Annotated in this window: 13 protein-coding genes; 8 read left to right on the top strand and 5 right to left on the bottom strand. The window is 39.0% G+C overall.

Translation table 11 applies throughout. The features are described from left to right. Nucleotides 1-75 precede the first annotated feature (75 nt). The 7 genes from IBX42_RS10255 to crcB are packed head-to-tail and all read left to right on the top strand — an operon-like array spanning nucleotide 76 to nucleotide 5,205. The gene (locus IBX42_RS10255) at nucleotides 76-1,392 is read left to right on the top strand and encodes a S41 family peptidase (RefSeq protein ID WP_294932594.1); all 1,317 of its coding nucleotides are present in this window, start codon (nucleotides 76-78) and stop codon (nucleotides 1,390-1,392) included. Between the two features lie 4 nt (nucleotides 1,393-1,396). After that, nucleotides 1,397-2,110 carry a phosphoribosylaminoimidazolesuccinocarboxamide synthase gene (purC, locus tag IBX42_RS10250; RefSeq protein WP_294932592.1) on the top strand — a complete coding sequence of 238 codons (714 nt, stop codon included), beginning with the start codon at nucleotides 1,397-1,399 and terminating at the stop codon, nucleotides 2,108-2,110. Between the two features lie 5 nt (nucleotides 2,111-2,115). Then, nucleotides 2,116-2,358 carry a phosphoribosylformylglycinamidine synthase subunit PurS gene (gene purS, locus IBX42_RS10245; protein ID WP_294932596.1) on the top strand — a complete coding sequence of 81 codons (243 nt, stop codon included), beginning with the start codon at nucleotides 2,116-2,118 and terminating at the stop codon, nucleotides 2,356-2,358. Beyond that, the gene (gene purQ, locus IBX42_RS10240) at nucleotides 2,355-3,029 is read left to right on the top strand and encodes a phosphoribosylformylglycinamidine synthase subunit PurQ (RefSeq protein WP_294932590.1); all 675 of its coding nucleotides are present in this window, start codon (nucleotides 2,355-2,357) and stop codon (nucleotides 3,027-3,029) included. The genes purS and purQ overlap by 4 nt, the downstream gene beginning before the upstream one ends. Continuing rightward, on the top strand, nucleotides 3,026-4,171 hold the full coding sequence (locus tag IBX42_RS10235; RefSeq protein ID WP_294932588.1) for a hypothetical protein: 1,146 nt from the start codon (nucleotides 3,026-3,028) through the stop codon (nucleotides 4,169-4,171). The genes purQ and IBX42_RS10235 overlap by 4 nt, the downstream gene beginning before the upstream one ends. Then, nucleotides 4,149-4,847, top strand: coding sequence for a lysophospholipid acyltransferase family protein (locus IBX42_RS10230; RefSeq protein ID WP_294932586.1), 699 nt, complete (start codon nucleotides 4,149-4,151; stop codon nucleotides 4,845-4,847). Before IBX42_RS10235 ends, IBX42_RS10230 begins: the two co-directional genes overlap by 23 nt. Further along, nucleotides 4,816-5,205 (top strand): fluoride efflux transporter CrcB, encoded by a 390-nt coding sequence (crcB, locus tag IBX42_RS10225; RefSeq protein WP_294932584.1) that lies wholly within the window; start codon nucleotides 4,816-4,818, stop codon nucleotides 5,203-5,205. Before IBX42_RS10230 ends, crcB begins: the two co-directional genes overlap by 32 nt. Here the strand turns inward: crcB and IBX42_RS10220 are convergent. Together IBX42_RS10220 and IBX42_RS10215 are read right to left on the bottom strand one after the other, a co-directional pair. Then, entirely contained in the window at nucleotides 5,195-5,764 is a 570-nt protein-coding gene (locus IBX42_RS10220) for an ATP-binding cassette domain-containing protein (RefSeq protein WP_294932582.1), read from the bottom strand. The two genes, crcB and IBX42_RS10220, sit on opposite strands and share 11 nt — an antisense overlap. A 3-nt stretch (nucleotides 5,765-5,767) precedes the next feature. Further along, nucleotides 5,768-6,460: a dUTP diphosphatase gene (locus tag IBX42_RS10215; protein WP_294932580.1), complete on the bottom strand. Its 693-nt coding sequence runs from the start codon at nucleotides 6,458-6,460 to the stop codon at nucleotides 5,768-5,770. A gap of 239 nt (nucleotides 6,461-6,699) precedes the next feature. Here IBX42_RS10215 and IBX42_RS10210 point away from each other — a divergent pair, with 239 nt between their 5' ends. Further along, complete coding sequence (locus IBX42_RS10210) at nucleotides 6,700-6,873, top strand: uracil-DNA glycosylase (RefSeq protein WP_294932578.1); 174 nt, start codon at nucleotides 6,700-6,702, stop codon at nucleotides 6,871-6,873. On the opposite strand, the gene IBX42_RS10205 is transcribed toward IBX42_RS10210, so the two are convergent. The 3 genes from IBX42_RS10205 to IBX42_RS10195 form a co-directional block, all read right to left on the bottom strand. Beyond that, a complete protein-coding gene (locus tag IBX42_RS10205; RefSeq protein WP_294932576.1) occupies nucleotides 6,848-7,276 on the bottom strand; it encodes a pyridoxamine 5'-phosphate oxidase family protein in 429 nt (142 codons plus the stop codon). The genes IBX42_RS10210 and IBX42_RS10205 overlap by 26 nt on opposite strands. Further along, nucleotides 7,263-7,502, bottom strand: a complete 240-nt coding sequence (locus IBX42_RS10200) for a hypothetical protein (protein WP_294932574.1) — start codon at nucleotides 7,500-7,502, stop codon at nucleotides 7,263-7,265. The genes IBX42_RS10205 and IBX42_RS10200 overlap by 14 nt, the downstream gene beginning before the upstream one ends. Beyond that, nucleotides 7,499-8,353 (bottom strand): PatB family C-S lyase (locus IBX42_RS10195; protein WP_294932572.1); only part of this gene is annotated, 855 nt, incomplete at its 5' end. The genes IBX42_RS10200 and IBX42_RS10195, both read right to left, overlap by 4 nt.

The following is an 8,353-nucleotide window of genomic DNA, read 5'->3' as shown; positions in this document are numbered from 1 at the left end:
GAGGCGCCCTAAACAAAGTTGTTATTTAAACAGCTTTTTACTATAATGTCCTTTTTAATTAATACAGGAAAAATAATGAAAAACAAAAAGTTGCTTACTCTTGGTTTTGCCTCGGTAACGGTTGCGTTAGCGTTAGTGTTTTCTACAAACCTTCTTGCCTCCGCAGATGAAAACAAAAAGAGCAAAGAGGCTTCTAGACTTGAGTCTTTAGCAAAGTTCACAAAAGTCATAAGCATTGTTGAGCAGTACAATGTGGATGATGTTACTATTGAAGAGTTGATGGACAAGGCGCTTGAGGGGATGATGGGTAACTTAGACGCTCACTCAAACTATCTCTCTCAAAAAGATTATAAAAGTTTAAAAGTCCAAACAAACGGTGAATTTGGCGGTCTTGGCATCACTGTAGGCGTACGAGACGGTGCACTTACGGTTATTGCGCCCATAGAAGGTACTCCTGCGGACAAAGCAGGCATCAAAGCCGGTGATATCATTTTAAAAATAGACAAAGAGTCCACACTCGGCATGACGATTGATGAAGCGGTCTCCATCATGAGAGGAAAAGTCGGCACTCCCATTGAGTTAATGGTTGTCAGAGAGGGAGAGAGCAAGCCTCTAGTTATAAATATAGTAAGAGGAGTAATTACCATAGAGTCCGTATATGCAAAATCTATAGGCAATGACATTCAATATATCCGCGTAACAAGTTTTGACAAAAAAGTGGTAGATGATGTTACAAAAGCGATAAAAAAGAGAAAGCCGACGACAAAAGGAGTTGTTCTTGATTTGAGAAACAATCCAGGAGGACTTCTTGACCAAGCGGTCGGTCTTGTAGACCTTTTTGTAGATGATGGAGATATCGTTTCACAGAAGGGGAGAAACAAAGCCGACGATGAGACATACTCCGCAAAATCTCAAAATACCATAACCGATGTTCCGTTGGTTGTGCTAGTAAACGGCGGAAGTGCAAGTGCGAGCGAAATTGTAAGCGGTTCGCTCCAAGACCATAAACGCGCTATCGTTGTAGGTCAAAACACATTTGGAAAAGGGAGTGTTCAGGTAGTTCTTCCTATAACAGATGAGGAAGCTATTAAGCTAACCATTGCAAGATACTACCTTCCAAGCGGAAGAACCATCCAAGCACTTGGAGTAAAACCGGATATAGAAGTATTTCCCGGTGAAGTTACAACGCATAAAAATGAATTTGCAATAAAAGAGGCTGACTTAAAGAAGCATTTAGAAGAAGAACTAGAGAAAGTTGACGGTAAAAAAGAAGAGGAAGAGGCGCAAAAAGACTCAAAATATATCATAACAGATGAGATTATAAACAAAGACATGCAGCTAAAAGTTGGTGTTGATATTTTAAAAGCATTAATCATTACAAAAGGACTATAAAAAGATGCAAAAGAGAGAGCTGCTCTACGAGGGAAAGGCAAAAAAACTGTTTACAACTGATGATGAAAATCTTCTTATCTCAGAGTTTAAAGATGATTTAACCGCATTTAACGGTGAGAAAAAATCAAGTGAAGCAGGCAAAGGCGCGCTTAACAACAAGATTTCAACCGAACTTTTTAAGCTCTTAGAGGCAGAGGGTATACAGACTCACTTCATAAAGATGTTAGACGACAATCACATGTTGCATAAAAAGACAAAGGTTATTCTCATAGAAGTTATCGTTCGCAACATTGCAACTGGAAGCTTAAGCCGCAATCTCGGCATCAAAGACGGAACCGTTCTCCCTTTTGCGCTTGTTGAGTTTGACTATAAAAATGACGCTTTGGGTGACCCTAAGCTAAATGACCAGCATGCATTAATCCTTGGTTTAGTTGATTTTCAAGATGAGCTTGATAAACTTCGCCGTATGGCAAGACAGATAAATGATATTCTTAAGCCTTACTTTGCAGACAAAGGTCTTAATCTAGTGGACTTTAAACTTGAGTTCGGAAAAGAGAGCAGCGGCAATATCATTCTTATAGATGAGATCAGCCCTGATAATTGCCGTTTTTGGGACGTGGCAAGCGGTGAGAAGATGGATAAGGATAGATTTCGCCAAGGTTTAGGCGGACTAACTGTTGCTTATGAGCAAGTTTTAAATAGAATTTTGGGGAAGTAGAGATGATGAAAGTTATAGTAAACGTATTTTTAAAAGCGGGTGTTTTAGATTCTCAGGGAAAAGCCGTGTATCATGCGCTAGAGTCTCTGCACTTTGACAATATTAGCGATGTTCGTGTAGGAAAGCAGATAGTACTAAATCTTGATGAGAGTGATGAGACAAAGGCGATGGCAGATGTTACAAAGATGTGCGAAGAGCTTCTTGCAAACACGGTAATTGAAGATTACAATATAGAGCTGGTAAAATGAAAGTAACTATTTTACAGTTTCCCGGAACAAACTGCGAGTATGATGCGCAATATGCTTTTGAGAAACTTGGTGCTAAGACAGAGATTTTGTGGCACAAGTCGCAGAGTGTTCCAGCCGACACCGACCTTTTAGTGGTTGCCGGAGGATTTAGCTACGGAGATTATCTAAGAAGCGGTGCTATTGCAAAATTCTCTCCTGTTATGAAGGCAGTAACTGCGTATGCAAAGAGCGGCGGAAAAGTTTTGGGAATTTGCAACGGATTTCAAGTGCTAACCGAAGCGAGATTGCTTCCGGGTGCTCTTAAGAGAAACGAGAGCTTGCACTTTATCTCAAAGCACCATCATCTAAAAGTTATCAGCAATGATAATATCTTTTTAGAAAAACTAGATAACAGCGATGTCGTTAATATCCCAATTGCTCACCATGACGGAAACTACTACATAGATCAGAATGGATTAAAAGAGCTATACGACAACAATCAGGTTCTTCTAAAGTACTGCGATGCAAACGGGGATGATAAAAATCCAAACGGAAGCGTAGACTCTATTGCCGGTATCTGCAACAAAGAGAGAAACGTTTTTGGTCTTATGCCACACCCTGAGAGAGCTATGGAGAGTCTTCTTGGAAGTAGTGACGGCATCAAGATGCTTCAAGGGTTTTTAAAAGCGTGAGACTCTTACTATTAGCATGCTTTTTTATCTTTAGTGCCTCGCTTGCAAATGCAACGCAGAGTTCAGATACAAGTAGCTATACCGATTCCCAGAATATTAACCAAACAACTTTTATTGCCCAAGAGGAGATACGAAGTCTCCCAAAGGTAATCTATCTAAGCTATGAAGAGGTTCCCTCAAGAGTTTTAAAAGGCGAGATATTTACCGTAACCATCAAGAGTCTCTCTACCGTTAAAGATTTTATGGACATCTCCTATACGCTCTCTAATTCAGAAGGCTTAAAGTTCTTGAGTGACTTTCCAAAAAGAAAAAAAGATTCCAAATATTTCTATGAAACTTTTCATTTCCTAGCCACTTCACAGAGCATTAGACTTCCGGATTTTACCGCAACCCTCATAGGCAATAACGACGAAGTTTACAGAAGCACTGCTCTTCTTGGTCAAAAATTGAATGTTGTTTCACTAAATCCTAAAAAAGATTTCTCAAATATAGTAGCAAACTCATTTGAGATACTAGAGTACAAGACCACAAGCTATGACAATGCACGCAATATAGTAGTGTTTGTAGCCGCTGCTACAAACTGTGATATCTCTGTTCTTAAGTTACACGGTGCCTATAAACAGGGGATTGAGTCTGCTAGCGAATCATACCTTGACTCAAAAATAACATACTATGCAGTAATAGACAAAAATTTGGAAAATCTATCATTTTCATACTTTAATTTAGAAAAAAACAGATTTATCCCTATATATATACCGATTGTAGTAGATGATGACAGCGTTGCAACACAAAGCGATCTGAAACCAAAAGATCAATCTCGAGAGATGCTAAAAATGGCAATAGCGGGCGCGGTAGCGGTAATCGCTTCTGTTATTATTTTGTGGAGAAAAAAGTATATCTATCTTCTTTTTATTCTTTTTCCGCTGACATATATAATATATACGGGTCTTCCTTCAAAAGAGGTGTGTTTAAATGAGGGGTCAAACATCTATCTTCTTCCTCTTTATAACGGAACAATATTTGAGACTGCTCAAGAGAGCTATCATCTCCAAAAAGAGAATGAGGTAGATGGTTGGATAAAAGTACGTCTTGAGAATGAAAAGGTAGGTTGGATAAAAAATGAAGATATTTGCTCACGTTAATTGGCTTTTTGCAACTATTATAATTGCTACTTCGCTTACTATTATGTTACTTACATTCCACATTCTGCCTAGGCCATACAGCAGAAAACTCTCTGCCTGGCTTATTAGAATAGGTATATTTTTCACAGTTGAAGTTAAAGGCAAAGAGGATCCTGAGGCTCAGATGTTTTTAGTAAACCACCAGAGCGACTTAGATATTGTCATAATGGAGACAATTACCTCAAGAGACATTACTTGGGTTGCAAAAAAAGAGCTTTTTGATCTTCCTTTCTTTGGTTTGATTCTGAGAATGTCGCAAGATATAGCAGTTTCTAGAGAGAGCAAAACGTCACTTATAAAACTTCTAAAAGATGCAAAGCGCGTTCTTAAAACAAAAGGAGTCATAACAATGTTTCCTGAGGGAACACGCTCCACAGAAGATACCATGCTGCCATTTAAAGCAGGAGCAAAAATTGTAGCCGACGCCTACAAACTCCGTGTTCAGCCCGTGGTTTTAATGCAGACATCAAGATACTACAATATAAAAAATTTTTACTATAGACCGGGGCGAATAAAAGCAATCTTTTTAGAGTCGTTTGTGGCAGACAAAAGTGATGAGAACTGGTTAAATGATTTAAAAGTAAAAATGCAAAAGGTGTATGATAATGAGCTGGCAAACAATCCTAGCCATAGGTAGCGGCGGTTTTATCGGCGCTGTTCTTAGAGCCTACTTTAACGGTCTCATCTCCCACAGAGTGCCTCATGACCTCCCCTATGGAACACTTGGAGTAAACCTAATCGGCAGTTTTTTAATGGGTATGCTAATAGCCTACTTTATGTATACGACCATATTCTCTGTGCATGCAAAGTCTTTCCTCTCAACAGGAATTTTAGGAGCACTCACCACCTACTCAACTTTTGCCATAGAGAGTTTTTTCCTCTTAAACAGCGGACATATTCTTTTAGCACTGCTTAATATATCTCTTAACGCTTTTGGAACCATATTTATGGCTGGTGGCGGTTTTTATATAGTAAAGTATTTTCTCAAAGCATAATAATCTCATCAGCGCACCATTTTGCCAAATCTAAATCGTGCGTAATAAGAAGCATCCCCATTCTATCAAGATGTTTTACAAGCATACTCATAACCTCTAACTGGATAACATTGTCAAGTGCGGAAGTAGGCTCATCAAGCAGAAGCAGCTCAGGTTTCATAAGCATGGCACGCAGAATTGAGGCACGCTGAAGCTGTCCGCCTGAGAGTTCATGAGGCAGTTTTAAAAGCAGTTCATAATCAAGGTTTATATTTTTTAAGTATGGTTCAATCTCATCAACTTTTGCCACATCTTTTATCTGATTTAAGAGCGTATAGCTTGGATGAAAAGAGCTGTAGGGATCTTGAAAAACCTCAGAGCAGAAGGAGCTTTTAATGCTCCCCTTAAGAGGTTTTAGATTGCCCAGAATTAGCTCAAAGATAGTGCTCTTTCCCGCCCCGCTGGCTCCTACTATCGCTTTTATCTCCCCTTTTTTCAGAGAAAACGATAGATTCCCAAAAAGCAGCAGCTCTTTTTTATATCCAAACGATAGATTTTCAACTTCTAATATATTGCTCAAACACTAGCTCTTATTTAACGCCAAGTAGAGTTTGGTAAGCTCTTTATAGAGATCATCAGGTTTTATATCGCTGTTTTGCTCTAAAATTTTCTTCATAACAACGTTATCCTCCTCCCCCGCCCAAACTTTAATATATGTTCCATCTTTATAACCGTTGTCTTGTCTAAACTGATTTAAGATATTTTTTCCTACATAAAGCTTATAGAGGCTCTCTAGGTTAAGTCCGCTCATAATCACTAAATCAAAAAAGTCTGATATAAGTTTCTCAAGGTCAAGCAGACCTCTTGAGAGCGTATCTATCATAATCGACTCTATCATCTCTATAGTCTCATCCTGCCCTGCAAAGAACTCTTCTTGGGTATCTATCTTTTTAAAACTCTCAGACTCTGAGATGTTTATCGCCAGATCTTCAACCTGCCCTCTTAGGGTTTGTGAGTAGTTCTCTATCGCCAGACTCATAATAAAGTGCCAAACATCCACAACCTCAACCTGAAGATTATCCCAATCTGCTTCTTGGTTAATGTTTTTCCAATGCTTCCATGTAAAAGAGTCTATCATCTCCGCGCACTCCATATAGATGCAGCGTCTCCAGTTAATTACCTTGCCATTCTTAGTGATTCCCTCAGTCCATTTATCGCCGTTTGTTGCCTCATTTAGAGATGCTTGTAACTGCAACATCAATAATATCTTATCCACTATTTTTCCTTTAATTTATTTCATAAATTTAAGGGAACCTTTTTCCCATTATTTTATCACGACAAAGGAAGTAATTCCTTTATCTACGCTTCTATGCTAAAGCATGACTTAGAAAAAAACTAAATTTTTTTCTGAACGCTATGTTTTATTCAGCATAAGGCTCACGCAACTAGTTGCTTTATTTTATTAGAGCATTGTACCAAATATGCTAAAATAGCGCACTTAAAACCGAGATATATATGAAAAGAATTAACTGTAGAAGATGTGAATACTATTTTGTTACGTGGGAGGCTTCAAGACCTCACGGATGCCGCGCTTATGGCTTTAAATCAGCTCAAATACCCTCAATCGTCGTATTTCAAAGCAGCGGAAGTGATTGTTCTATGTTTAAAGAAAAGAAGCTTGCCAAATAATCTTTTTGCCAAACCCAAGAGTGTTGTCGGTCAACTTAAAGTAGTCTACTTTTACCTGCCAAAGCTTTGGATTCATAGCAAGAGCGTAGGGAAAGGTTTTAAAATATAACCTCTTTAACTCCTCATCACGGAGCTCAAAAAACTCGCCCCTAAACTGAACTCCCTCAATCTTTGCGACAGTTTTTGTCTCCAGAACAACCGTTCCTGCTACTGATGAATTTTTGGAGATATTTTTTATATGCTCAGTCTCATCGCTGCTTGCGACCACAAATGAGGTTTTTTGCGCATCATAGGCATAAAAAAGATTGCACGCGCTAAGCTCTAGTCCATCCGATGTAGCCAGAGTCAAAACGTGGTGTTTTGCTAAAAACTTGGCAATCTTTGTTGGATCATTTTGCGACATTGAAGTTTCTAAAGAGATGCTTCTCTAACTCCTCCACTGAGTGTATCTCCCGCTTATTTAGCATCATCTGTGCAATGTCATCGTTTGCCATCGTCTCATACATCTCTTTTATATTTGTCATGCTGTAGTAGCTTTTTAAAAAATCTAACAGCACTTCAAAATTATCATCTTTTTTCTCGCTGTATTGCTTAAAAAATTTAAACTCGTCCCAATTTATCTCAATCAATTTTGCTTCCTATGTTTTTTTAGTGCATTTTCTAGATTCTTTATTATTTGCAACATTTTATCAGAACCGACGGCAAAGTTCAATCTCATAAAGCCGCTTCCCTCTCTGCCAAAACTTATCCCCGCACTAAGACCGAGTTTCGCCTCTTTTACAAAAAACTCTCTTAGCTCCTTGTCGCGCAACTCCAAGCCTCTACAATCAAGCCAAGCCAAATATGTGGCCTCTATTGGCGTGATTTTTATAGGGTATTTATCGCAAAGCTCTTTTAACATGGAGAAGTTTTTTGCAAGATGTTCCTTTAGCTCTTCAAGCCACTCTTTGCCCCCTCTATACGCCGCCTCAAAAGCAACATGTGAGAGCGAACTTCCCTGCGCAAAGTGGATACGGTTATATACTTTTAAAAACTTAGCTCTTAGCTCTTTGTTGGGTATGGCAATAGTGCTTATGGCAAATCCCGCCATGTTGAATGTCTTGCCGACTCCTATCGCAGTTACGCTTATATCTCTTGCCTTTTTATTAAGCGAGGCAAACGGTATATGCCTGTTTGGCTCGTAAATCAGGTCGCAATGTATCTCATCGCTAAAGAGTACTATGTTGTGCTCAAGACACACTTCAAGTATCTCCTCAAGCTCCTCTTTTCTCCAAACACGACCCACAGGGTTGTGCGGAGAACTCAAAAGCAGAAGTTTTGTTCTCTCATCTATCTTTGACTTCAAATCATCTATATCAAATGTGTAGCTTCCGTCATCCCTTTGCTTGAGAGGATTTTTCAAAAGCTCTCTCTCATGCTCCAATACGCTGTGAAAAAACGGTGGATATACGGGAGTTTGAACGATAATTTTATCGCCCTT

Source organism: Sulfurimonas sp. (assembly GCF_014859695.1).
GTDB lineage: Bacteria > Campylobacterota > Campylobacteria > Campylobacterales > Sulfurimonadaceae > Sulfurimonas.
Note: the sequence above shows the minus strand (reverse complement) of the source record. Positions and strands in the feature narration are given on the sequence as shown.